This window comes from Paenibacillus sp. J22R3, assembly GCF_056269305.1.
Map to the genome: position 1 here is coordinate 64,216 of NZ_JBWDNS010000007.1, position 25,895 is coordinate 90,110.

Sequence of the window (25,895 nt, forward strand, 5' to 3'; positions counted from 1 at the left end):
ATTAACCGTTGTTATATTTCTGTTTGTGAGGATAGAACGTCGAATTCGGCAAATCTTCCACGATGCCGATCAGGTTGCCGTCCGGATCCAGACAATCAAAGAAACGGGTTCCGCTCGCATCCTCGACAATCGGCAGCACTTCCGCCCCTTTCTCACGAAGCGAAGCATGGGAGTATTCGATATCAAAGGACTCGAAATTATAATACGGAATCCGCACCCCGCCTCCCGCATCGAACTGCGTCGGTACCGGACACTCTACTTTCCATAGATTAATAAACGTAGCCTCACCCGGAAAAGCGAGTCCTGTGCAGCAGTCCGACAGATCGATCGTCTCCAGATCAAACATCCGTATGTACCACTCCGTGGAGCGCTGCATATCCGTTACAGGAATAAAGATACCGCTAATTCTGCTTACACTTCGTCGCATGAGACTCCCTCCTGATTGGAAATTCACTACACCTATCATAACGTGGTCAGAAGGCGCACAGATACGGGATCCAAATAATATTTTTCATACTGATCCTCGTATCATTTTCAGTAATCTATTGAATATTTACATATGCTGTTATAAACTAAATACTATTGATAATGATTATCAATACCAATTAATGCGGAGTCGCACCGATTGCATCTATTGCCGGAGGCGCTGTTTACTACCCACTACAAGGAGGCATTTCCATGAAACAGCCCAACATCGAAGAATCACGCGGGAAGTACATCGACTTTATCGAAAGCCGCAAATCGCTTATCATCAGCTCGCAAGATGCGGAAGGTACTCCTTTCATCAGCTATGCGCCATTCGTTAAAGTAGACGGCAAGCTCTACATCTACATCAGCCGTATCTCCGATCATTATCGTTTTGTAGAGAATAACGAGCGGATTCACGTGATGTTGATCAATGACGAGTCGGCTACGCCGAATGCATTTGCCCGTGAGCGCGCTCGCTGGGTATGTGAGTCGCAGAACCTCGGCAACGAAGGCTATGAAGCCATCTTCGCCGCATTCGATGAGAAGTTTGGCGACAAAATGATGGCGATGCTGCGCGGGCTCGACTTCTCCTTGTTCGAGCTGACCCCATCGGCAGGTCGATATGTAGTTGGTTTCGGACAAGCATTCGATGTCGATCTCGCCGGCGACCGTTTCGAGCATGTTGTCGTAGATCGCAAAGATAAATAATAATGAGGACGGTGTAAGCATGAGTTATGAAGCGGTCGGCCCTATTTGGCGCGTAGTTCGTGATCGGTTTCAGACAATGGTACAAGGATTAAACGAAGAAGAACTTCTTCTGGCGATGACACCCGGAGCCTCTTCCATCGCTCATATGATTCGGCATAACGCTGAGGTTGAATATATGTTCGCGGAGTGGTTCTTCGGTGCAACTGTTCCTGAGGGAACGGAATACATAGCAAGCGGTCAAAGCGGCGCGAAGAATGAGCATGCCCTTTCCCTGCAGGAGTTGATTGCGTTCTCTGCGGCAGCTGATGCTTTTCTGACGAAAGCGATGAAACAGCTAAGCGATGACGCTTGGGATACGATCGTCGAATCGAAGATCGGACCGTCCTCTCCGCGCGAAGCGCTTGGCCGTGCCATCTATCATACAGGTCTGCATGCCGGTCAAATCGGACTCATTCGCAAACATATCCCACAACCATCTTCAGCACAAATCATACATTAAGTACGTCGGGAGTTATTAACTCCCAACCTCTCATCATACCACCGTACATGCCGTTTGGTATTACGAGTACAAAGAAAGGGGCGAGCCTGTCTAGGCTCGCCTCTCTTGTTAGCTAATGTACAACAACATAGCCTGCTCGTTCTCAGCAGCCACCCGATAGTATTGAACCAACTCCCGATAGTAATCCATCACGTATTCACGATCACCGTCATCATCCCAGCTCAGTGAAGGGTAAAGATCTATCTCCCTCATATGCTCAGGATTATAGCGCTTTAGAAGGCTTTCCTCTGAAATAGTAGCCAGCGCTTCGTGAATTTGTTTTACCTGCGTAACGGTCAAATAACGTGTCGGCTCCTCTTCCTCGTCAGTCTCCTCACCAATCGGTGTACCTCCGAGAACGGTATGTACAAGTGGTTCCGTGCCTTCCCATGCAGCCCCATTGAGCAAATAATGAATGGCGTGCCATGACTTATCAAGATATAACGATTCGGTTTCACTTCCGCCGTTATATAACACATCTTCCAACTCCACTTCCCCTTGAAGCAGATCATGAAGTAAATCGGACGAGATTCGTTGTAAATTTCCTACCATGCTCATTGAAAACGCTCCTCTACCATCGGTTAAGAACTAAGTGAGAAAAATCTAAACTTATAAAGTAATATAAGTCGGTTTCTATAATTTGTAAATATTTATCTGAATGCCACTTTATGTGTCATTTCTTAGATCTGAGCAGCGCAATAAAAGAAGGCAGGTCCTCGTGTGGAGGACCTGCCTTTGTCTTATCAGCCAAGCTTAGTGGCCTTTGCTCTTGTTATCTGTATTGTCTTGATTGTCCTTACTGCCTTCATTGTTTTGATTGTCTTTACTACCTTGGTTATCTTGGTTGCCGCCTTGGCTTCCGCCCTGCGAACCACCGTTATCCTTGCCTTGCTTCTCAGTACCTTCTTGCTGCGACTTCTCTTCGACTTGGCCTTTCTCTTGTCCTTGCTCGGTGCCTTGTTCTTGTTTTTGCTCTACACCGCCGCCTTGACCGCCACCAGCACCGCCGCCTGCGCCGCCACCAGCACCGCCGCCTGCGCCGCCACCAGCACCGCCGCCTGCACCGCCGCCTGCACCGCCGCCTGCACCGCCACCTGCACCGCCGCCTGCACCGCCTCCTGCACCACCGCCTGCACCGCTGCCTCTACCGCCGCCGCGAATACGTTTAGCGCCACCCATGCCTCTGCTCTTCGCCTTCATCTTCACGCCTGACTTCTTAGCATCGTAAGCGTACACGATCGACTTCAGCGTACGTTTATCTACTTTGCCGGTCATCGGCAGGCCGTGCGACTTCTGATAGTATTTGACACCGCGAACAGTCAACGCATTATAGCGCCCATCGATCGGTCCGGAATAGCTGCCTAATGATTTCAGCATTCCTTGAATAACGTAAACATCCGGCCCCCTTGCCCCTTTTCCAATAGCCGAGCCGACATTTGGCGCACCAACAAGAAGGGTTAGCACCAACAAAAATGATCCAAGAAACTTAGCAGCCGATCTCAAGGATTTACCTTTAGATCCATGAGAACGTTTATTTGCTTCCATGTAACAAGACACCTTCCTTTTGGATGTAGTGAGCACGATTTGCCACAGACCTTACTATACCCAATACCTATTTTCCATTATGCTTCTTCGGGGTAAAGGTTTGGCAGTTTCGTTCGGATGCTTGAAACGGTGGTATTTGCAGAAACATGCCGAGTGATGGCGGTCCGTATGAGAGAACCCAAATTACTGGTATGATTTGTATGAACGCGCATCAGTGAGCAGGCTCATATACAAACCGCACGGTGCAGAGTATCCATAAGAATCTGCAGTTATCCCTGTATCCTGCAAATCCGTAACTTTTAAGGAGGACTCTCGTTATGATCCACAACCGCTCTGTACCAACTAACCATGTATTGCCGCATCTTTACTATGAGAATGTCGCAGAGGCGCTGGATTGGGTAAGCCAAACCTTCGGTTTCCAAGAACATTTCCGCTTCGAACTCCCGGACGGGCAGCTGCATGGAGCGATGATTTACCTCGGCGATGTATGGGTGATGCTGAAGAGTATCGGCCAGCTAACAGCCAGTCCGATCAAGCTCGGAGCAACGACACAGTCGTTAATGATCTTCGTGAGCGACATTGAAGAGCACTATAATCGTTCAAAATCAGCCGGAGCAAGCATTGCAGAGGAGCTCTTCGAAACGGAATACGGGGAGCGGCAATATGCGGCAGTGGATAGCGAAAACCATTTATGGCTGATCTCGCAGCATGTCAAAGACGTTGACCCTACTGCGTGGGGAGCTACTCTGGCAGCTCGAACATAAACAAGATAGCCGGGAGCTTCTCGATAAGAGAAGTCGCCCGGCTTTTTTTGCGCCGATTGACATTGGAAGCCATCTCCATTAAAATTTGATTAAGTAATCAATTTTTTGATTAAATGCTCAACGCACTGATAATCCGTATAATTAAAAAGGAGAATGTCTGATGAACGAACCTGTCAAAGAAGCCCCATCCTTATCCGGTTGGAGATCGCTCCCTCTAAACACGCTTGGTCTGCTCGCTGTATTAGCCGGTATTGCTTTTCCGCTGGTCACCTGGCTGCTCTTCCGAAATTCATGGGATTCTCCTGACTTTCATTGGTATGAATGGATCACCCCCATCGCGTTTCTGCTTGGCGGTGCAATGAGCTGGCTGGCAGCAGCGATGCTATTCAGCCGCAATGCTGTAGGCCGCGATGTGCTGGAGCTGGCGATCGCCATCGTGCCAATTACACTGGCGATGCGCTTGCTGATTGTGATCGTTGTGTTTATCGGTACGGTCGCACGCAAACTACTCGATGGATCGGTGGTCGAATTCTTCACAGGGCTGGAGATTACATCCGGCAAATTGCTTATTAATATCGCGCTAATCTTGGTTATCATCACGCTGATCATCATACGTACCAACGCTAAACCCAAACCAACACCACCGAAGGAGAACAAGGATGACTGAACGTAAGGAGGGCGAGAAGCAATCGTTTATAACCGAAGCAAGAAGGTCGCAAATCATGAACGCGGCCATCACTACGCTCGATGAAATCGGTTATGTGAATGCCAGCCTCGCCCAAATCGCTAAGAGAGCCGGTATCAGCACGGCGCTTATTTCGTACCATTTTAAAGATAAGAACGATCTGATGGACCATACGCTGATGATGCTAGTTCAGGAATCGTCCTCCTATGTGCTGAACAGAACGGCCACCGCGGCGACTGCCACGGAGAAGCTTCGTGCGTATATTTACGCCAGCATTGCCTATCAAGGCACTCGGCCTCAACATAACACGGCGCTGATTGAAATTGTATTTCACGCACGGACACCGGATAATGTGCCCTATTACAAGATTGGCGACGATGAGGAAGATCCGATGCTTGCTCGGCTCCAGCAGATCTTGTTCGATGGGCAAGCAACAGGCGAGTTCTGTGCGTTCAACGTCCTCATCATGGCAAGCACCATTCAAGGCGCGATCGGCGAGTATTTGGTGAACGCGAATCTGATCGCGCAAGTGGACATGGAAACGTACAGCGCTGAGCTGGTTCGTACGTTTGAACGCGCCATCCTCGCTTCGCCATCCGCGTAATGGAAGGCAACGAATAAACGGCTGCACGGGATGAATTCCATCCGGTGCAGCCGTTTTCTGTTAAGGCATGCTATTGACCATAATAAGGATCGGCTTCTCGGCAACGTTCACTGTTACCTTGCCTGCGGATATCGTAAGCGACGAGGCGTTGCCCGTACTGCTCTCGTTCAGCTGCACCAACGTAGCGGAAGTCGCACCGCTCACGGTGAGCTGATAATTCGAGACGACCGTGTTGTTGCTTGTAGGCGCCCACACGACATAAGCACCTGCTCCTGTTGTTGGATGCTTGATTTTATAGATGAGTACATTGCTGTTGCCGGATGCTTGCTCGCCATTGAACCGCATGCCGGTCAAGCGATTCTTCAAGGTGTTGATATAGTACCAGGCCGGCTTCTTCTGATACTGGGTGTAACCTGCAGCCGTATATTGATTGATGTCACAGCCGGACCAGGCCGAGCAGAAGAAGGTCAGCCCTGTTGTCAAATCCCATTGCGACGAGAACGGATTGGAATCGCGGATCGCGTAATAATGCATGCGATCTACTCCTGCCGCCAATCCGGCCATGTACGCACGAATTGTCCACATACCCTGTACCTCTAGGCTGCTATAAGGACCAATCGGAGGTGCATACATCCAGTTGCCCGCTTTGGTCCCCCATCCGAATTCGGAGAACCACACTTCCTTATCGGGTTCGTTCGTATCGCGCCATGCCGTTAAGGCTTGCAGTCTCCCTTTCAGGTTGTCGGCCTCAGGACTAATGCCGTTGCCCGAGCAGCAAGCGGCCGAGCTGCTGTAGTGATGAACGTTAATGACATCCAGCGGCAGCTTGCCGTCTTCACGGTTAGCCGAAGCCCATGCCTTCATACCAGCCAAGAAAGGAACATCGATCTGGAACAGGCCGCCCATGACCATGCGGGCAGTCGGATCTGCGTTCTTCACGCCAAGCTTATCGGCGTTCGCCATGCTGCGGCAATTGGCGTCGAAGTCTGCGCTCGACATCGCTGCGAGCTCTGCCGGCGAGAATTGCGCGGCTGCGCCCATCCAGTTCTTGTCGGGCTCATTCCAGTTCTCAAAGTAGCGGACCGAGTTCAAGCCGCTTAGTCTTGGTTGATCCGGCGCTAATTTGAGGTTCGCATCCGGGACCGTTTGACTGCCGTAGCGGGCAACAAACTGGTACATATGCTCGGCTTTAGCCACGTACGAATTCGGGTTGGTCGTGCTTGCCCCTGCCGGATATACCGGCTTATCTTCATGCCCCCAAGCAATGAAGTTCGGCGTTTGCCAGATGACCGGACTGACATCTACGCCAGCTGCTTTATGCGTGGCATATACATTGTCAAAGTTCCATGGATCGCCGGAGTAGCTCGGATTAAACTTCAGCAAATTGTTCGGATATGGGGCGGAATTGGTTTCATCCCATGGCCAAGGGTGGTATTCGCGCAACGCGCCGCCCACGGTCTGGATATCAACCGGTACATCATTAAATCCATTCACACCAAGGAATTTATCCACGGTATGTTGAACTCTCGGTGCATAAGGTCCGCAGTTTGCGCTCGGAGCCGAGGTAGTCGCGTTCACGACATTGGAGAGGGCAGAGATGAGCCCGACATCATCGGTTGTTTTCATCGCAAAATAATAGAGGACCTGCGGCTGAAGCCCCGTTACGCTGAACGATTGCGCAGAACCCGGCGTTCCCGGAATGGGCTCATTATTAGCCTGCGTCGCACTGCTCCAATTGCTTGCTGTAATTGGCGCTGTGCTGAAACGAACGTCGTAGGAAGAGGCATAACCCGCCGCACCGTCATCCCCCGGCGCCGTCCACTGCAGCGTCACCGATGTGGAAGATACGGTTCCTTTGGCCAGATTCGTGACAGCGCCCGGAGGTGTTGTATCCGGACCGCCGCCACCGCTCGCTGTGCCGTAGAGCACAATTTCAGCCATTTTGGCATCCAGGGAGCCCATGGTCAATCGAAGATAACGCGTATTCACGTTAACCGCATGCGGATTCCAGACCAGATAATTCGTCAATCCATCTGTGAATAAGGAAGTCCAGCTGCCAGGTGTACCTGAAGATACCCCATAACTTCCTGAACCTTGGTGGTCGTACAGATAGATATGGCTGAGCTGATAGGATTGACCTAAGTCAATCGTGACACTGGCAGGATAAGAGCTCGGATTCCAACCCGGGTGCCAATAGTTAGCCGGATTACCGCCCGCCCCGCCTAGCGGATTGCCTGCCAGCGTTTGCTCATCTACCAGAAGCTCTGCGCTGCCTAAACCGGATTCATTGGTGAGCATCGCCGGAGAGAGCGTGATCTTCGTACCGGTTCCCCCACCGCCGGTGGAGGATGTCGTGATGCTTGCAATATTCGATAGGGCCGATAGATTAGGAACCTCATCATTCGTGCGAATAGCAAAATAATAAGTCGTGCTTGCTGTTAAGCCTGTTATGTTCATGGACTGGCTGGTTCCCGGAGCAGCAGGCACCGGTTCGCCGCTCACTTGCGTGGCACTGCCCCAGTTAGCCGTTGTAATGGTTGATGTGCTGTAGCGTATGTCGTAGGAGGAGGCGGTACCTGTGGTTCCATCATCTCCCGGGGAAGTCCAACTAAGTGAAGCAGAGGTGGTCGTAGGCGAGCCGGCAGCCAAATTCACAACTGCGGCAGGCGCGGTCGTATCCGCACCGCCCGAGCCCGAAGAGCCATAGATCACGATTTCAGACATCTTCGATTGATCGGTCAGCATCGTCACGCGTACATACCGTGTGGATACATTAACAGCATGTGCATTCCACGCCAAATATCCGGTTAGCGGATCGGTAAACAGCGGTGTCCAATTCCCCGGCGATCCTGATGATACTGTATAGTTACCTGCACCTTCATGGTCAAATAAATAGATGGCACTCAAGGTATAGGACTGGCCCAAATCAATGTATGCGCTTGCAGGATATGTGCTGGCCGTCCATCCCGGATGCCAATACGTGTTCGTGCTGCCTCCGGCACCTCCAAGCGGGTCGCCCGCAGCACTCTGTTCATCCACTAACATGCCGGCAGTACCTAATCCGGATTCATTCACGACCATGGATGCTGTCAGCGTTAGCTTCGGGTCGACCGCGTAAGCCGTATTGGCCGGGCCCAAAGGAGAGAATACAGTCAGTAGGGCAAGACACATGATGAGTGTTGCGGGCACTAACCTTCGGATTCCATACATAAATGACCTCCTCCATTCTCAATATACGAACTCTTACAAACGCAGGCCCCCCTTTCAGTCCCAGTATATTCCTATTCTCCCGATCTAAAATAATAGGATTCCCACTATTCTTGCCGTATGATTACTTCTTTCGTTTCCCTCATAATATAAACAAATACTGGAATTTGGAGGGGTGGCATGTTCCGACTCTTGATTGTCGATGATGAACCCATTATCGTACGCGGACTATGCGAATTGTTTGAGGAATTGGCATCTGAAATGAGCTTGGATGTCTATGGCTCAGACTCCGCGGATGAAGCGCTGGAGTGGATGAAACGAATTCGAATCGATATTATTCTGACCGATATTCAGATGCCGGGGAAGAACGGAATTGAGCTGCAAGCGATTGTCAGAGGCAACTGGCCGCTCTGCAAAGTGATCTTCTTGACCGCCTATACCGATTTCGCTTACGCCCAGTCCGCGCTTCGTAACGGCAGTGTCGATTATGTGTTGAAAACGGAAGGCGACCGCCCCCTTATTCAAGCGGTGCGAAGAGCCTGCGAGCAAATCAAGCTGGATATGGACAATACGACCTTCTTCGAACAGGCTAAGCTGCAGTACCGGGCATCCCTTCCCATTCTTCGGAAAGAGCTGCTGCTAAACATGGTTCATGGTCATATGCCGGCTCCCCCCTCAGCGGATTCCTTGTCCAAGCTGCACATGCCCGTAAACCTGGCTGACCGCTTCTACCTCGTGATGGGCAGAGTGGATCAGTGGAACAAACCCTACTCCGGACCCGATCGCACGCTTCTCTTGTATGCGGTAAACAATATTGCCGATGAGCTGCTCAGGCATAAGGCAAACCTAATGAGTGTTCAAATCGAGGCAGACCGCTGGGTATGGCTCATTCAACCTAAGGAGGCTGCTGAACAAGAGAACGGTGAGAACTGTATCTCATTGGCTACCTTCATCCACGGGAATATCGAAGCCGTACAACTACATACGAAAGAAATGCTGAACCTGCCCTGTTCCTTCATCGTGCAATCCACTCCGATTACATGGTGTCATGCTGCTGAAACCTTTGATCGAATTCAGTGCAGAATGAGCCTGGGACTAGGCGCAGACGACGAGATGTTAATTATCGATGTCGAAGAGCGAGGACATGGACAGCCCTCCTCAACATTCTCTTTAAAAGCCTTTCGGCGCAAAGTCACCGAGCTCGAGACGCTCCTCGAGAGCGGCCAGCGTGAGCTTTTTCAGTCGCAGCTTCGCTCTTTGCTTCATTCGGTAGCCGCAACCCGGCCCCATTCGCAGAGCACCACGTATGAAATCTATTACCAGCTCGCCCTTATGATGATCTCCTGCTGTAATCGGATCGGCATGTGTGATGACGATCTTCCCTCCATGGATTTGGAGCTGCTGTTCCAGATGAAAGGCCTTTCCTCATGGTCGAAGATGGAAGCGATGCTCTTGCAATTCTCCCAACGATTCCTGCGCTTTAGAGACAAGCTCCGCACTAACCATACGCATGTGATTGTCAGAAACATTCACACCTACATCCAGCAGCATCTATCCGGTGATCTCTCCATCACCCATCTATCCGAAATCGTACACTTGAATCCCAATTATCTGTCCCGGCTCTTCAAACAAGAGAGCGGCGAATCCATCACGGCCTACATCTTCAACCTTCGAATGAATCGTGCCAAAGAGTTGCTGCTGCTGGATCCTTTGATCAAAATTCACGATATTGCCCATGCGGTCGGGTTTGAATCCCCTTCCTACTTCACGCGCATGTTTAAACGTGCAGCCGGTCTGGCTCCGCAAGAATACAGAGATATGGTGCTGAACTGAGAACAAGGGGCTTTCCACAAGTCGGAATGACTTGCGAAAAGCCCCTATTGGCGTGAAGCTGCAGCGCCATGGCTACCTCTGTTACATCGGACTTCCGCCCGTTAGGAACAGCAGCTGTTCCTTCGTCAGCGTTATCGTTCCGGCCGCGCAGCTATCCAGCATATATTCCCGCTTATTCGCTCCGGCAATCGGGAAGACCGGGATCGGCTGCGAGATCAAATAGGCGAGCGCAATGCGTGAGGCTGTCGTACCAAGCTCATCCGCAAGCTGTTTCGCACGATCCAGCCGGTCGAAGCTGGCTTCGTTGAAATAATGCGCTTTGACAATATGCGCGCTGCCGCCCATCTGAATGTCCTGCCCTCTGAAGTAGCGTCCGCCAAAGAACCCGTTCGCCTGCGAAGAGAAAGGCACAACCGCCAGGCCGATCTCCTTGTAATAGGCGAGCGACTTCTCGTCCATGATCGCAACCGTCGGATCATTAATGATCCCCTCATTGAGCACCGCGAGGTTCCACAGAGGCTGGCTCGCCGCGAAGCTCGCAATCCCTCTGCGCTCAGCATATTGGCGAGCTTCCTCGATACGCTGGGCACTCCAGTTCGAGCAGCCGAACGCGCGAATCTTGCCTGCGCCCACTTGTTCATTCAGCGTCTCGATGATTTCTCCTGCAGGTATCGACGGGTCATCTCTGTGCAGCCAGTACAAATCAATATAGTCGGTTTGCAGATGGCGAAGGCTTTGTTCGAGATCATGAATGATCTCTTCCTTGCTTAGCCGAGACACGGACATCGATTGCAAATCCGGATGGCCGCCCTTAGTCGCAAGGATGATCTTGTCTCTGCCTCCACGCAATCGGAGCCACTCCCCGAGTGTACGTTCACTCGTGCTCTTGCCTTTGCCAAGCCAATCTTCATAGACATTGGCCGTATCCAGAAAATTGCCCCCGAGCTCGGTGAATAGATCCAGCAATTCGTAAGCCTCTTCCTTCGGCAGCGTACCGCCATAAGCGGACGTTCCAAGACAGATAACGGAAGCCTCGAGCGGCGTTCCCGGTATAGTGCGCTTATTCATTCTAACTGCCTCCCCCATGATCCGTTGCCTGTTACTCCGATGACCGAATCGCTGCTTTCTCCCGATATTCTTGAGGAGAAAGGGTCGTCATTTTCTTGAAATAGCGGGAGAAGTAACCCGGATCCAGTCCGATTCGGATCGCAACCTCGCCAATCTTGAGCTGAGGATCACGAAGCAGCTCCTTCGCTTTGGTCAGCTTCAGCTCGGTGATGTACTCGGATAAACCGCTCCCCGTCAGCTGCTTGTACAATCTGCACAAGTAGCTGCTGTTGAGCCCCACCAGATCCGCCAATCGGGACAACGAGAGATCGCCTTCAATATGCTCATGGATATAGCCATGAAGCTGATCGACGACCTCATTGCTCTTCGCCGACTTATCCTGATCGAGCAGCGCGAAAATCACTTCGGCCGTTCGTTTGAGATAGTCGCCTGCCACCTGCCAAGACACATGTCCATCCAAATGAAGCAGTCGATTAATGGGTTGCTTGTGGGATACAGCCTCGTAAACGCCCCATCGATTCATGTTCGAAAGCAGCAAAGTCGCAATCATATAATACGTTTCCTGCACGATGCCATACGACCGCCCGGCTGTTCGCCCTAAGATGCTCTCCAGCAGCTGCAAGAAAGCATCCCGATTGCCGCTGTCAAGCAGGGTGCCCAGCTGGTTGAGCTCGCTGTGCCAGCGGGAGATGCTGGTCTCCGAATCCGGATCCTCCTCCTGCTTCTCGTAGAGCAGCATCCGATCGCCTTGTCCAAGCCCCCGAATAAGAAGCCTGTTCAAGCGTCCGTAATAATCCGGCAGCTCGTTCCAAGCAATCTCCTGCTCCGTCGAGGCTAACGAAATCGGTACACTGAGCAGCGATTCGCATTGATTCTGAATAAAATCGAGTGATTCCTGAACAAATCGGGATGGAACTTCAGCAGCAGCTTCGCCGCCGCCTACTTGAATGAACCAGAAGAAACGTGAGCGATCGCTCATCACGGGGACGAAGGTACCCGCATGGCTGAACACTTCTTCAGCGATATTCTGAACGGCGTACAGGAGCAGCTCCTTGTCCATTGTGGAATACTTCTCATCCCAGCGGTCTATCCGGCCTACGACAAGCATGAACGGTCGGTCAGCTCGCAGCCCGAGCTCCAGCTCTTGAAACCGCTTGGCTCTGGTCGCATCGTCGGCAAGCGGCTCGCCTTCTGCAAGCTCAGTCAGAAACCCTCTCTGCAGCACTGGCTGTGCCTGGCGCATACGGAGCTGCGCTTTCTCGATCGAGACTTGCACATGCTGTTCACCGTTCATGCCCGCAATGACATTGGCTACGGCAAGCACGATTTCCTCTTCATCGTCCGTCTTGAGCAAATACCCTGCGCTTCCCTGCCGAAGGGCCTCCTGCACGTACGAGAACTCATTGTGCCCGGATAGGAAAATCACTTTGCAAGCCGGCCATCTGCGCCGAATTTGGGCGAGCAGCTCAAGCCCTGTCATGCCGGGCATTCGGATATCGCTAAGCACAATATCGATTCGCGTCTGCTCCAGCCGTGCGATTGCGTCCATGGCCGAGCCTGCGCAATAAATATCCAGCTCGAGATGCTCCGCTTCCTCGAACAACTCCTTCAAACTCGAGACGATATACGGCTCATCATCTACAATCAATAGCCGGTGCATCATGTTCCTCCTTTACCGGAATATAGAGCTCGACTTTCAGCCCTCCGAGCGCCTCGCTGGTCGTTACGCGAATCCCGCTTTCCTTCCCATACATCAGTTGAAGCCGCTTGTGTACGTTGATCATGCCCGTAATTTCCAACTGCCCCTGCGAGTGGCTCAGTTTACGGTTCAAGGCGTATATATCTTCCTCGCTCATCCCTTTGCCGTTATCCTCGATGACAACGGTTAGCAAACCGCCTGCTTGCCTGAACGCAATGCGCAGCTGCCCTCCGGATACAACATCCTCCAGCCCATACTTATAGCAATTCTCGATAATCGGCTGCAAAGTCAGTCTTGGCACCAGCAAATCCGCATAATGCTCAGGCAATACTTCAATATCGATATGGATGCGGTCCTCAAACCGAATCTTCTGAATTTCCAAATACGATTGGGCGAAAGCCAACTCTTCTCGAAGCGCAACCTCGTCGGAGGCGTCGCGCGTAATGAATTTGAAATAGTTGCCTAAGTGCTTCGTGAACGGCTTCAGCTTCGGATAATCCTCTACCTTCACCATCCGGTTCAGAATGAAGAAGGTGTTATATAGAAAATGGGGATTGATCTGCGCCTGCAGCTGCTTCAGCTCCGAGCGCTGCGAACGGATTTGCTGCTCGTACACTTCTTCAATTAATACGTTCACTCGTCCGATCATCGAGTTGAACTGGCTGTACAAGTATTCAAATTCATCGCGGGTTGTGGGGTTAAGTCGCACATCAAGCTGCCCTTTCTCCACTTTGCGAAACGTTCGGACCAGCTGCTCAAGCGGCTTATGAATGACCCGGTAAATCCAGTACGAGAAGAACAATACGATAATGAACGAGGTGAGCGAAAGCACCCACAGCCATACGTTATATTTGGCAATCGGCCCAAGCGCGTTCTTCACCGGCATGTACATGACGAGCGTCATATCAAAGGAAGACTCGTGCTCCAAGGTAAGCAAGTACGATTTGCCTTCATAATCGACCGTATCCATAGCCGTCACTGTGTCGCCTTTCACGAGGCTCTTCGCAACTTGCCGTATATGTTCAATTAATTCGGCGTGATCGTCATTCGTGATCGACCAATCAAAGTCAGTGCCGAAAAGAATAGCCTGTTCGTCTTGAATATTGCTAAATTGCTGCAGCTCCTGCCGAATGGCCTTCTTCGAGATTTCTTCATTCAAGAAGAACGTGAGCGAATCGGGGTACCCGATATCGGGGTATTTCTGCGTAATGAACAGCCTGTCCTGCCATGACTGGACAATGGGATGAATGCGGTCCGTTTCATCGATGAGCGCCTTCAAATAAGCTTGATCCGCAGAATCATAATTGTTCTGCGAATTGATGACCTTGCCTAGCGTCGGTATATAAGCGTTGAAGCTCGCGATATAATTACTGGAATTCTTCACAAGCGCGAGCCGCTCCTGCAGCCTGATGATCGTCTGGGTCCGATCGTTATCGGACATGATTTCACTGGTTACGCTCAGCCTCTGCAAATCGCGGTCATTAATGAAGTCCCACTGCAGCCGCTGGATCCGTTCAAACTCCACAACGAGAGATTGAATATAGAAGTGGACTCGGCCTTTCATCGACTTCGTAATTTCATCGCGGACGCTGGCTGCGCCCCACTGATTCAGAAAGAGGCTTATCGTGTACATCGGAATAATGACGAGCATGAAGGCGATGACGAGCTTTCCGAAAATCGGGATTCGGAGCTTGGTGGTTCGTCTCAGAGGAATCGACTTCCTTTCGGATCTTAACATCTGGTCATTATAACATGCCCTCGCTCATCACCTTCGCTTGGCGTCGCTACTCCTTCACGCTTCCGAGCACGATGCCTTTGACGAAGAAACGTTGCAGAAACGGATAGATTAACAGGATCGGCAGCGCCCCCATGAAGATTTGAGCGGCCTTGGATGTGCGGTCAGATACCTGCGCAAGGGAATCCAAATCCTTCGCGGACTGCATCGCCAAATCAATCTTGATGACGACCGTGTGCAGATAGCTTTGAAGCGGATAATTCTCCGGGCGGTGCATGAAGATCAGCCCGTCGAACCAGGAGTTCCAGTGGTGCACGATGGTAAACAGCACGATCGTCGCAAGCGCAGGCATGGATAGCGGAACGAACACCTTCCACAGCACCGTCCACGCGCGAGCGCCGTCCACGAAGGCAGCCTCCTCCAGCTCCTTCGGCAATCCCCGGAAGAAGTTAAGCAGCAGGATCACATTAAACACAGGCACCGCGCCGGGGATGATCAGCGCCCAGATGGTATCCATTAAATGCGTCTTCGACACCACGATATAACTCGGGATCAAGCCGCCGCTGAACAGAATCGTCAGCACGAAGAACCAGGCGTAAACCGTGCGGTATTTGAACGTCCGGACTTCCTTGGACAGCGGATAGGCCAGCAGAATGGTCAGAAACATATTAACGAGCGTGCCAAGAGCAACCCGTTCTAGGGTAACGAAGAAGGATCTCGAGAACTCCGGTTTGTGAAGCACGTATTCGTAGGACTGCAGCGTGAAATCGACGGGCCATAACACGACGTCACCTGCGGCAGCCGCAGTCTTGTCGCTAAGCGAAATTGCGAAAACATGGAGCAAAGGCAGAATGCACAGAATGGACAATCCGATAAGAAACGTATAATTGGCTGCTTGGAACAGCTTGCGGCTGGTCGTTAATTGATAAGACAAGTTCGCGCACCTCCTAGAATATGCGATAGTTGGCCAAACGGTAGGCGAGTAGATAGGAAGTCGATATGAGCACGAACGAAACGAAGGATTTGAACAATCCGACCGCCGTCGCAGGTCCGAACTGCGCCTGCTCAAGTCCAAGGCGGTAGACCAGCGTATCAATGATATCTCCGCTTTCGAATACTTGCGGTGAATAGAGGTTGAAGATTTGATCAAAGCCGGCATTAAGCACATTGCCAAGGCTTAATGTCGTAAGCAGTACGATAATCGGCACCATGCCCGGCAGCGTCACATGCCAGGTTTGCTTCCAGCGGCTCGCTCCATCCACAACCGCTGCTTCGTAGAGCACCGGATTAATGGACGTGAGTGCAGCCAAATAGACGATCGTGGAGAAACCAAATTCCTTCCACAAGTCGCTGATGACGACCGTAAAGGGGAACCACCGATTATCGCCGAGAAAATAAATCGGCTCTACGCCGAAGAGGCCAAGGATGTGGTTCACGATGCCGCTCGATGGCGACAGAACATCGATCAGGATGCCGCCAAGGATGATCCAAGACAGGAAGTGCGGCAGATAGATGAGCGTTTGAATGCCCCGCTTGATGGCGGTCTTGGTCACTTCATTAAGCATGAGTGCGATGAGTACGGGAAACACGAGCCCCGCCGTGATTTTCATAACGGAAATATAGATGGTATTCCAGAGCACGGTTAACGTCTCCGGCATATCCCACACATACTGAAAATTCTCCCAACCGGTAAACTCCGAGCCGGAGTAGCCGAGCGCAGGGATAAAATGCTGAAATGCCATGACAATGCCGAGCATCGGGCCATAGCTGTAGATCAGCACGAGAATGACACCCGGAAGCAGCATCAAATGAAAGGGCATCTGGCTGATTCTATTCTTAACCATTGCGGTCCCTCCGTCTTTCGTATGTCGTATTTGCGGTAGATGAAAGAAGAAGAAGAAGGATAGGAAGATCACTATCGTTCTTCTTCTTTGTCTTCTGAATTATTTGCTTTGCTGCGCGGCCCACTCGGCCACTTCTTGCGTAATTTGATCGCCGCCAAGCTTCTTCCAGTCGGCTACGAATTTGTCGAAATCTTCGATTGGCGAGCCGAGGATGATTTTGGTGAACACTTCTTTTTGCATTTTATCAAGCGTCGCCATTTTCTCCGCCATGGTCTTCGTCTTGGAGCCATAGAACTTCGTGAAGTTGATGTTCTGATCCTTGTTCTGATAGATGCCGTCTAGGACGCTATACGCGCTTTCCGTACCGAACACGCGCACGGTGCCCCACGTTGTACGGTCTCCGCCTTGGAAGGCAACGATTTTGTCGTAATAGCCTTTCTCCTCCGGATTGAGCGGTGTTGCATCCTTGGAGTCGAGCGCGCTAATCACTTTCTTATAGTGGCCGTAGTTTCCGATCGGGTCGGAGCCTTTGACCATCATGACGTTCTCTTTGAAGTGCGCATATTCTTTGTCCCCTACGATTTCCGTATGGAACACTTTCGGATCTGCTTTACCGCCGTAGAGCTTCTCTTGGCTTGTGTTCAGCAGCTTGATGAGCGCTTCAGGATGCTCCATCTTCTTGCTGACAACCATGTACTCATTGAATTCCAACGCGCCGGTGTACTGAACCGGTTTATCGGTAGCGGAAATGCCCGGAAGCACGACCCAATCCGCATCCGCATTCTTCGTTACGCTATCTTGCAGCGGCCAAAGCGGATTCCACAGCGCACCGAAGTTCACGCCGATTCGGTTATTGGCATAATCCTCGCCGACCTTGCCGGAGTCCTTCACGCCGAATTCGCGATCGATAAGTCCCTTGTTCTTCATGTCTTGCAACTTAAGCAGCGCTTCTCTCACTTCCGGCTGAATACCGCCGTAGCCGATTGTGCCGTCTGCTTGCTGAACCCACGTGTACGGCTGTGCGCCGAATGCGTTGAATACGCCCGTTGCTTCCGCAACGCCGTTCTTGTACAGGTCCTTCGTCAGTCCCATACCGAACGTATCCTTCTTGCCATTGCCGTCCGGATCTTGATTCACGAATGCATCCATGACCTTCTCCAGCTCAGCCCATGTCTTAGGCGCTTCAAGGTTCAGCTTCTTCAACCAGTCTGCGCGGATATACATCAAGGACAGTCCGCCCTCGAAGGAGCCTTCATCCGGCGGAATCGCCATCAGTTTGCCGTCAAACGTCGCAGAAGCTTTGGCCAGCGGACCCATTTCGATCGATTTCTTCGTCAGCTCGGACGCGTATTTGTTATATACATCAGTCAAGTCGGCAATTAAATCAGCATCCACCAGCTGTTTCAATTGCGCGCCGTTTACTTTCATAATGTCCGGAATATCCCCGGAAGCGATTGCAACATTGAGTTTCTCATAGTATTGATCCGATGGAGCGATCCAATCGTATTTAAGCGTAATGCCAAGCTCATCCGCATAAGCTTTGGTCCAGTTGTTGTTCTCGAAGTCGTCGCCTTCATTGAACGCCATGGATGGATCTTGGTCACGAATGGCCGTAACGGTAATCGCCGGATCATACTTTGCATTAATGTCGATTGTTTCTTCAGCCGCGTTGGCCGAATTGTTGTTGCCTGCAGCAGGTTCGTTTGCCGCATCGGTACCGGACGTATCATTCGATTTGCCGCATGCTGAAGTAAATACGACCATGGTCATTACCGTCAACAGCAAAACGTGTTTCATAGATTTCATCTTTGCAACCTCCCGTTTATATATACGCTGTCATTCTTGCTGCTTCATCATACCGAACTCACCGGGAGGCGAAAATATGAATGTATTGACATGAAATGACCAATCTTTACTTTAGTAAACGAAAGAGTACGGAAGTCAATACATTCCTTATCTAGCGGAATAGAATCGGCTTCTTAGCTAGGGCATCCTGTTTCGCAGCCTTGCGGATAGGACGATAGATCGGCGAGAATTCGTGCTTATTCTTCTCATCCCGATAAACCGCGTTTCCGAGGGGCGTAAGCTTAGATCCGGCTTGAATGGATGCAGCGTCGACGTCATGCGGCCCATGAAGAAGAAGCGCACCATGACGCAGCGTAACCGGAGCTTGACATTCTGATTCACTGCTGCTTCGAATCGGGACTTGCTCCAGCTCGATGTCGAAGGAAAGCTCGAGCTTCGCCCCTGTTGCAAGAATCACCGCCGGAGTTTCAATAAACCCGTTACTCAGCACGGCATCGTTCACCAACTCACCATTAAGGCGAAGCGCCGCTGAACCCGCCACGGAGTAGCTTGGCACGAATAGCCTGATCGTCTTGTGTGGAATGGAATCCGGACATTGCACGACGGTAAGTGATGCATAACCTTCATAAGGGTAACGCGTCTCCAGCTCAATCGACACCGTGCCTTCTGCAAACGAAAGCTCCGCTTTGTTAGCATGATAGAAGGGCACTGTTACTTCGTCGTCTCTCAGCCAGTAGCTGTATTCCGCAGCGCGTGAGAGTCCTTCTCCACCGCGCATCGTGCAGCACCAATACGCTTCGTACACATTCTCGAGCGCGTATAGGGAAGGCTCCTCTTCACGCGTACAGCAATCGCAGCCGAAGCCGCCGTTCTCGCGCTGACCGTGGCTGATTGCGTTGTAATAGATGAGATGCGCCGTCTCCAGATAATGTAGATGATCTGTATATCTCCATAGCTCTACGGCGGCTACGAATGAGTCCACGACTGCACAAGGCTCTGTCCACCATGGGCGGTTGAACCAGTTGCGATTCGCATAATTCTCCGTCTTACCTTCGTTTAAATATAAGGAATAAATAGACTCCGCCGCATGAAGCAGCTTCTTGTCCCCGCTCATGCCGTAATAGCGAAGAATGCCCCGCAGCGCGGATAACGTCGCATGTGTTTGCGCGTTGATACCCGCGAGATCGATCGCGAGGAAACGCTCGATCATTTCTTGGACGGTCGCTTCGAGCTCCGGCCATTGCAGCAGCTCATAAGCATGTGTCGCCCCATCGAGCATGATGAAGGCGCAGCCGATGTCCGTCGACAGGTACCAGTCGCGAACCGTCTTGTCGGCGAGCGTGCCGGACGCTTCGCCGCCCTCCGCCCGCTCGGACGGATCGGTCGGATAGTGCGCGAAGTGGCTGTGGGCGGGCAGCAGCAGGTTCTTCACGACGCGCCCGATTTGGTCCAGCACTTCCGGCTGCTGCTTCCAAGCATACAGCTCGCACAAGGCGCGCAGAAACCAGCTGTTGCCGGAGAGCTGCTGCTCATCGGTAATCCCCTCAGGCAGAATATTCCCAAAATAGCCAAGTCCATTCAAATAGAACGGAAGCTTCGCCAAGATGGCGTCCAAGTGAACGGCATCCTGGCCTGTTGCGCGGGCGGTCAAGATTTGGGCGAGCAGCGTTCTGCCTTCATTATCGCCCGGCCAATCATAGCTCGATGGCTTAAAGACTTCCTCCGGGCTATATAGAGGGTCTGCCAAACGAGCCGCATTCGCTCTTAAACGATCAAGCAAATCCCCTTGCACGGCGATCTGTTCCAATTGGACTGTATTTCGAATCATACCGATTCCCCTTCTCTCCTCGTATTGTTCCAGTTACTGCTTACTGCTCTCCGCGGTTCACAGCAGCATCGTCCAGTATTAAGACCCAGTCCTCGCCAATTCCTGAAGTGGGCGGCACGAACGATCTAATGCCGTGGTTCGGAATCTCCTGATTATGTACGCTCGCGCTCAGCGTCTCGCCCGTACGCGGATCGTACCAATAGGCGCGAACCCGGTCGCCTGTTATACGCCCCATATTCACTTCGAAAGGCTGCCCGGTCGCACTGTAAACATACAAATAACCGCGCCCTCTTGCCGCCCGAATATGATTCGCCCCTTCAAGCTGATCCGTGATCAGACTCTGATCCGGCACCAGCTCCAGCAAAGGCCGCGATTCGAAGAGCGCCCGCACATGCTTCATCTGGTCGGCACCTGGGCGGCTGAGCGCTTCCCGCCAGTGCAGCTTCGCGCCGCTGTAAGCCAGACGGCCCGGCTCATAAAACTGCCATACGCTCGTATGGCCGTAAACATGGCCGAAGGCGCCGGCCATGACCGCCCAGTATGCCGCCTGCCGAACGTCATAATCGAGGAAGAAACCAAGCTCCTCGTTCCAATTCACGGAGTGATCCTCATAACGGGGTTCCCCATCAATTGTCGGCTTAGGCGGATAGATATGATAGTCCTTAGCAATCAGGTTATAGTTCGCCAAGTGCCGCCCGAAATGGCCGGATTGATGCGTGTGATAATCACACCAGTCGTCGTGATGGAACCAAATCGAGGAGGAGAAGCCGCCCATCGGATGGTAAGTGATCAGATGATTGCCGCCATCTCCTTCGCGCAATCCTCCTGCCATCGCCCGCCACACTGCAATACGCTCATCCGGATTCCGATCTCCGCCGAGAATCCATACGATATTCGGCTTGTCTTTGTATCGCTCACCTACGTAACGACCGAATTGGCGGGCATTGTCCACATTGAAGATCTCAGGCCCTTTGGCAAAAGGATTTCCCAGCAGCACTTTGTCTCCCCAAGTCGGCACGATGCCAACAATGAGATCAAGCGATGCCGCATAATCGACGACGTAGTCGATATGCTTCCAATAATCGTAGCGATCCGCAATTTCCGCGGGAAGCGAGGGATCGAAGATGCCCGCCTCATTCTGCAGCAGCGGCACCTCGCCGTACGCGTTCTGTTCGGCCAGCCCTTCAAGCTCGAAGAGAATGACCGCTTGTACGACATTGAAGCCCTGCTCCTTACGGGTTTCCAAATACACTGCGGTCTGCTCGCGGTCCAACCGGTGGAACAGCTCCCATGCAGTATCGGCCATGTAGAAGAAAGGCGTACCGTCTTCTTTGACCAGAAATCGTTTATTCTCAGCTATGTTCAGCATTGTCCCGTTTCGCACCTTTCGAACTGATTTACTTTGTTAGCCTTGCGGTCGCTGTGTCCGCCACTCGTTGCCCCACAGCTTCGTTCCGCCGCCGAACGCTTTGCGGTATTCGTGCCGCCAATAATGCACATCATGCAAATTGAGCATCGGCATGTTCTGCCTGCCGGCCCGATCAGGCAGCTTCGGATAAGGCTTATGCGGCTCTGATTGATACCAGTACGCAACGGTCGCAAGGTCCAGCGTCAGCACGTTTCCGTGACCATGTTCCATACTCGCGCGCAGCGATTTCTCGAAATACACCGGATCCTCCAGCATGAATCGGTAGCAGTGCGTCCGTCCCAGAAACCCGGTTTCCCCTTCATTGATCTTGGCGATGCCGAAATACGGATGCATGAACACTTCCTTCGGACACCACGCGGTATTAAAATAATCCTCCGTTCCCGTGCCATGCAGCGATCCCGGCCATTCTTCGCCGTCAATCATCCACATATCGTCGCCTTCCCCGTACCACATCGGACTCGGATTATCGACGAAGTAATTCAGCCCGACGAAATGACCTTTTCCTTCTATATCTGCAAACACGTAATTGTTCTTGTCATCCAAAGTCGGCTTCAGCGGTACGATCTCAAGCAATCCCTCGTTCTCGCCATCCTCCGGATCTGCTTCTGTCAGTTCGCGGCGCCAGTGCGCGTGGAATCTGCCGACATCATCCCCGAGCTCGTCATGCTCTTCATAATCCACATAGTAATAAAGAGCATCCATCGGCGTGTCCGAATCATTCTCCACCGTAATGACAGCCCCTTGACCGAACGGCATCGGAAAATAACAATTCAGTCCTCTTCCTCCTTGCGGAGCCGCTGCCAGCGGCAAAGAAAGGAACGGATAGGACTGGCCCCAGCCTTGTCCGAAGAAATCCCCGATCGGTGATTCCACGCTCGGCTCGGTCTCCCCATCCCAGTACATGCGCAGCACTGCATGCCGGCGAATCATGGGATCACTCGTGCTGATGGTCATCCAGATATGGCGGATAATGCCCGATCCTTCAATCCGTGCGATTTCCCGGACCTCTCGCGCCCCGATCGGCACGGAATCCTTGTTGAAGCCCGCTCGGTCATAGCTCGATATCCGTTTCGTTCTTCTTCCGTTATGAAGCTTGTAAAGGCCATCTAGTATGGACATGATGATCGCTCCTCTATGGATATAATAGAAATGATCCGATTTGATAAATCCGCTTACCCCAAAAAAACTCCTATCCTCAGGTGGACAGGAGTTATCGAATCTCGGCTGCTATGTAGGTTTGGCGTTCGTTTCCTATCTCGATTATAGAGCCTGCGCAAGCACGCCTACAACGTGAAATCGTTGACTCTTGTTGTCTTTCATTTACCTTTTTGCCGATCGTCGATTACATTTTTTGACGGTGGTCTTTTCGGGTGACTTCAACTAAGATAAGAGAGGTTCATTAATCGATTCAAAAATTTTTGAACAAACTTTACTAGGGGAGTGGAGCAGCATGAGAAACAGAGAGACGAAAAGAGCTGGCAAGTTTGTTGCAACTACATTAGCAGTAGGAATGCTCGCAGTACCATTTAGCGGGATCGTTTCCGCAGAAGCAGCAGACGCTTCGACTTTGAAGCTTAGCATTATGGAAACAACGGACATTCATACGAACCTGATGTCCTACGATTACTATAAAGATGCTGCAGCTCCAACCGTAGGTTTAGCAAGAACAGCGAACCTGGTCAAACAAGTTCGTGAACAATCCCCGAATACGTTCTTGGTCGATAACGGAGACCTGATTCAAGGCACGCCGCTCGGCACGTACAAAGCGAAAGTCGCTCCGCTGAAAGCAGGCGAGATTCACCCGGTTTACAAAGCGATGAATCTGATGGACTACGACGTAGCTACGCTTGGCAACCATGAGTTCAACTACGGCCTAGATTACCTGAACCAAGCGATCAAAGGCGCTAACTTCCCTTACATCTCCGCTAACGTCTATGTGGATGATAAGGATAACAACCCTGACAATGATAAAAACAAATTCGAGCCCTACAAGCTCATTGAGAAGAAGTACAAAGACGAATCCGGCCAAGAGCAAACGCTCAAGATCGGCGTCATCGGTTTTGTGCCTCCGCAAATCATGGACTGGGACAAAGCTTCGCTTGAAGGCAATGTCATCACGAAGGACATCGTCGAAACCGCTGAGAAATTCATTCCTGTCATGAAGGCCGAAGGTGCAGATATCATTATCGCTATGGCGCACACCGGCTTTAACGGCAACGCGCAAGCACATGTGAAAGCAGAAGATGCTGTCTTGCCGCTTAGTAAAGTGCCTGGCATTGATGCGATTACTTTCTCCCACACGCATAAGGTATTCCCGGCAGTTGACGAGAAATCCCTTGATGCCCTGTTCAAAGACGCTTCTGGCAAAGTATTGCCTGGCGTAGATAACGCTAAAGGCACCATCAACGGCGTTCCTGCTGTACAAGCCGGTTACGGCGGCAGCGACCTCGGCGTCATCGATCTTACGCTTGAGAAGCAAGACGGCAAGTGGAAAGTGGCGGCTTCCCAGTCTTCCACGAAATCCATCTATGACAAAGTAGCGAAGAAACCGCTTGTTGAAGAAGATCCTGCTATCGTAGCAGCTGTTAAAGCGGATCATGATGCGACTATTCAATATGCAAACAACCCAATCGGTACGACGACTTCGCCGATTCACAGCTATTTTGCCCTAGTTCAAGACGATCCATCGGTCCAAATTGTAACGAACGCGCAGAAATGGTACGTGGAACAATATGTGAAGGACAACTTGCCGCAATACAAAGACACGCCGATTCTGTCGGTTGGCGCTCCGTTTAAGGCAGGCCGCAATGGCGTAGAAGAATATACGGAAATTAAAACAGGCCCTCTTGCCATTAAGAGCGCAGGCGATCTTTACCTCTACGACAACACGATGAAAGCCATCCTGGTTAAAGGCTCTGTTGTGAAAGAATGGCTGGAAATGTCGGCAGGCAAGTTCAATCAAATCGATCCGACTGTCAAAGAAGAGCAAGCTTTGCTGAACGCCAGCTTCCCTGTATACAACTTTGATGTCATTGACGGCGTAACGTATCAAGTCGATGTTACGAAGCCGGCGAAATATAAAGTAGACGGTACGGTTAACAATGCAGATTCCAGCCGTATCATCAACCTGAAATACAAAGGTAAAGCAGTAGACCCGAACCAAGACTTTATCGTCGTAACGAACAACTACCGTGCAAGCGGCGGCGGCAACTTCCCAGGCGTTAAAGGAAGCAAGTATATCATTGATTCCACAGAAGAGAACCGCCAAATTCTGATGGATTACATCACAGATAACAAAGAGATCAACCCGTCGATCGACAACAACTGGTCCATCGCGCCAATCTTCGGTGATGTGAATGTAACGTTCGCTTCTTCGCCGAAGGCAGAAGGTTATGCGAAAGCCACAAGCAACATTCGTTACTTGGACAAAACCGATGACAAAGGCTTCGGCATCTTCTCCATCAACTTGAACAAATCGTTCCGTGACGTACCTGCTTCGCACTGGGCTTACGCATCTATTCAGCGTCTAGCCGCTAAGCAAATCGTTCAAGGCAAGAACGAAACGGACTTCGATCCAAACGCGCAAGTTACGCGTGCGGAGTTTGCAAGCATGCTTGTGAAAGCATTGGGCCTTAAACCAACCGCGACTGCAGCATCGTTCAAAGACGTTCCGGCTGGCAGCTGGTACGCTGACGCGGTAGCAGCAGCTTACGGCAATGGTTTGGTTAAAGGCATCAGCAGCGATCTGTTTGCTCCTGCAGCAAGCATCACGCGCGAGCAAATGGCCGTGATGGCTAAGAACGCGCTGGATCTTCAAGCAGCGGAAGCTGCAGCTGCGGCTGCTGTTGTATTCACAGACAGCGACATGATCAGCACTTGGGCCAAATCCAGCGTCGATGCCGTTACAGGCAAAGGCATTATGAATGGCCGCGGCAACAATACGTTTGTTCCGAAAGCAACATCGACACGCGCGGAAGCAGCTAAAGTGATCGATCTGCTCATGGCAAGCGCAACAAAATAATAAATGAAGTGCAGGTCTAAGACCCGCGAGATGGACACTTGAATTCAAGTGACCTCTTGCGGGTCTTTTTTTGACGAGGATTAAGGGTACCCTAATCAGGTACCTTTTTCTAT

Annotated in this window: 20 protein-coding genes; 7 read left to right on the forward strand and 13 right to left on the reverse strand. The window is 51.5% G+C overall.

Annotated elements, in window-relative coordinates:
* Window position 1 precedes the first annotated feature (1 nt).
* Entirely contained in the window at window positions 2-427 is a 426-nt protein-coding gene (locus AC0YN4_RS26230) for a VOC family protein (RefSeq protein ID WP_475837182.1), read from the reverse strand.
* A 251-nt stretch (window positions 428-678) separates the two neighbouring features.
* Here AC0YN4_RS26230 and AC0YN4_RS26235 point away from each other — a divergent pair, with 251 nt between their 5' ends.
* Both AC0YN4_RS26235 and AC0YN4_RS26240 read left to right on the forward strand, forming a co-directional pair.
* Entirely contained in the window at window positions 679-1,176 is a 498-nt protein-coding gene (locus AC0YN4_RS26235; protein ID WP_475837183.1) for a HugZ family pyridoxamine 5'-phosphate oxidase, read from the forward strand.
* A 19-nt stretch (window positions 1,177-1,195) separates the two neighbouring features.
* On the forward strand, window positions 1,196-1,675 hold the full coding sequence (locus AC0YN4_RS26240; protein WP_475837184.1) for a DinB family protein: 480 nt from the start codon (window positions 1,196-1,198) through the stop codon (window positions 1,673-1,675).
* A gap of 108 nt (window positions 1,676-1,783) precedes the next feature.
* On the opposite strand, the gene AC0YN4_RS26245 is transcribed toward AC0YN4_RS26240, so the two are convergent.
* Both AC0YN4_RS26245 and AC0YN4_RS26250 read right to left on the reverse strand, forming a co-directional pair.
* Window positions 1,784-2,272: a YfbM family protein gene (locus AC0YN4_RS26245; RefSeq protein WP_475783793.1), complete on the reverse strand. Its 489-nt coding sequence runs from the start codon at window positions 2,270-2,272 to the stop codon at window positions 1,784-1,786.
* A gap of 195 nt (window positions 2,273-2,467) precedes the next feature.
* The gene (locus tag AC0YN4_RS26250; RefSeq protein ID WP_475837185.1) at window positions 2,468-3,259 is read right to left on the reverse strand and encodes a peptidoglycan-binding domain-containing protein; all 792 of its coding nucleotides are present in this window, start codon (window positions 3,257-3,259) and stop codon (window positions 2,468-2,470) included.
* 317 nt (window positions 3,260-3,576) lie between these two features.
* Between AC0YN4_RS26250 and AC0YN4_RS26255 the strand changes: the two genes are divergently transcribed.
* From AC0YN4_RS26255 to AC0YN4_RS26265, 3 genes are all read left to right on the forward strand, one after another.
* Window positions 3,577-4,023 carry a VOC family protein gene (locus tag AC0YN4_RS26255; protein ID WP_475837186.1) on the forward strand — a complete coding sequence of 149 codons (447 nt, stop codon included), beginning with the start codon at window positions 3,577-3,579 and terminating at the stop codon, window positions 4,021-4,023.
* Window positions 4,024-4,183: 160 nt separating this feature from the next.
* Complete coding sequence (locus AC0YN4_RS26260; RefSeq protein ID WP_475837187.1) at window positions 4,184-4,690, forward strand: hypothetical protein; 507 nt, start codon at window positions 4,184-4,186, stop codon at window positions 4,688-4,690.
* On the forward strand, window positions 4,683-5,312 hold the full coding sequence (locus AC0YN4_RS26265) for a TetR family transcriptional regulator (RefSeq protein WP_475783789.1): 630 nt from the start codon (window positions 4,683-4,685) through the stop codon (window positions 5,310-5,312). Before AC0YN4_RS26260 ends, AC0YN4_RS26265 begins: the two co-directional genes overlap by 8 nt.
* 60 nt (window positions 5,313-5,372) lie before the next feature.
* Here the strand turns inward: AC0YN4_RS26265 and AC0YN4_RS26270 are convergent, their stop codons facing one another.
* Window positions 5,373-8,522 carry a discoidin domain-containing protein gene (locus AC0YN4_RS26270; RefSeq protein WP_475837188.1) on the reverse strand — a complete coding sequence of 1,050 codons (3,150 nt, stop codon included), beginning with the start codon at window positions 8,520-8,522 and terminating at the stop codon, window positions 5,373-5,375.
* Between the two features lie 177 nt (window positions 8,523-8,699).
* On the opposite strand from AC0YN4_RS26270, the gene AC0YN4_RS26275 reads away from it, so the two are divergent.
* Complete coding sequence (locus AC0YN4_RS26275) at window positions 8,700-10,352, forward strand: response regulator (protein WP_475783787.1); 1,653 nt, start codon at window positions 8,700-8,702, stop codon at window positions 10,350-10,352.
* Window positions 10,353-10,433: 81 nt separating this feature from the next.
* On the opposite strand, the gene AC0YN4_RS26280 is transcribed toward AC0YN4_RS26275, so the two are convergent.
* The 9 genes from AC0YN4_RS26280 to AC0YN4_RS26320 all read right to left on the reverse strand — a co-directional run bounded on the left by AC0YN4_RS26280 (window position 10,434) and on the right by AC0YN4_RS26320 (window position 22,880).
* On the reverse strand, window positions 10,434-11,420 hold the full coding sequence (locus AC0YN4_RS26280; RefSeq protein WP_475783786.1) for an aldo/keto reductase: 987 nt from the start codon (window positions 11,418-11,420) through the stop codon (window positions 10,434-10,436).
* Window positions 11,421-11,451: 31 nt separating this feature from the next.
* Window positions 11,452-13,083 (reverse strand): response regulator transcription factor, encoded by a 1,632-nt coding sequence (locus tag AC0YN4_RS26285; RefSeq protein WP_475783785.1) that lies wholly within the window; start codon window positions 13,081-13,083, stop codon window positions 11,452-11,454.
* Entirely contained in the window at window positions 13,055-14,857 is a 1,803-nt protein-coding gene (locus AC0YN4_RS26290; RefSeq protein WP_475837189.1) for a sensor histidine kinase, read from the reverse strand. The genes AC0YN4_RS26285 and AC0YN4_RS26290 overlap by 29 nt, the downstream gene beginning before the upstream one ends.
* 46 nt (window positions 14,858-14,903) lie before the next feature.
* Entirely contained in the window at window positions 14,904-15,788 is an 885-nt protein-coding gene (locus AC0YN4_RS26295) for a carbohydrate ABC transporter permease (protein WP_475783783.1), read from the reverse strand.
* 13 nt (window positions 15,789-15,801) lie between these two features.
* On the reverse strand, window positions 15,802-16,698 hold the full coding sequence (locus AC0YN4_RS26300; RefSeq protein WP_475837190.1) for an ABC transporter permease: 897 nt from the start codon (window positions 16,696-16,698) through the stop codon (window positions 15,802-15,804).
* Between the two features lie 99 nt (window positions 16,699-16,797).
* Window positions 16,798-18,504, reverse strand: coding sequence for an extracellular solute-binding protein (locus AC0YN4_RS26305; protein WP_475837191.1), 1,707 nt, complete (start codon window positions 18,502-18,504; stop codon window positions 16,798-16,800).
* Between the two features lie 151 nt (window positions 18,505-18,655).
* Window positions 18,656-20,332, reverse strand: a complete 1,677-nt coding sequence (locus AC0YN4_RS26310; RefSeq protein ID WP_475837192.1) for a glycoside hydrolase family 127 protein — start codon at window positions 20,330-20,332, stop codon at window positions 18,656-18,658.
* A gap of 40 nt (window positions 20,333-20,372) precedes the next feature.
* Window positions 20,373-21,701, reverse strand: a complete 1,329-nt coding sequence (locus tag AC0YN4_RS26315; RefSeq protein ID WP_475837193.1) for a glycoside hydrolase family 140 protein — start codon at window positions 21,699-21,701, stop codon at window positions 20,373-20,375.
* A gap of 36 nt (window positions 21,702-21,737) precedes the next feature.
* Window positions 21,738-22,880, reverse strand: a complete 1,143-nt coding sequence (locus tag AC0YN4_RS26320) for a glycoside hydrolase family 172 protein (protein ID WP_475783778.1) — start codon at window positions 22,878-22,880, stop codon at window positions 21,738-21,740.
* 331 nt (window positions 22,881-23,211) lie between these two features.
* Here AC0YN4_RS26320 and AC0YN4_RS26325 point away from each other — a divergent pair, with 331 nt between their 5' ends.
* Window positions 23,212-25,782, forward strand: a complete 2,571-nt coding sequence (locus AC0YN4_RS26325) for a bifunctional 2',3'-cyclic-nucleotide 2'-phosphodiesterase/3'-nucleotidase (protein WP_475837194.1) — start codon at window positions 23,212-23,214, stop codon at window positions 25,780-25,782.
* The last annotated feature ends 113 nt before the right edge of the window (window positions 25,783-25,895 follow it).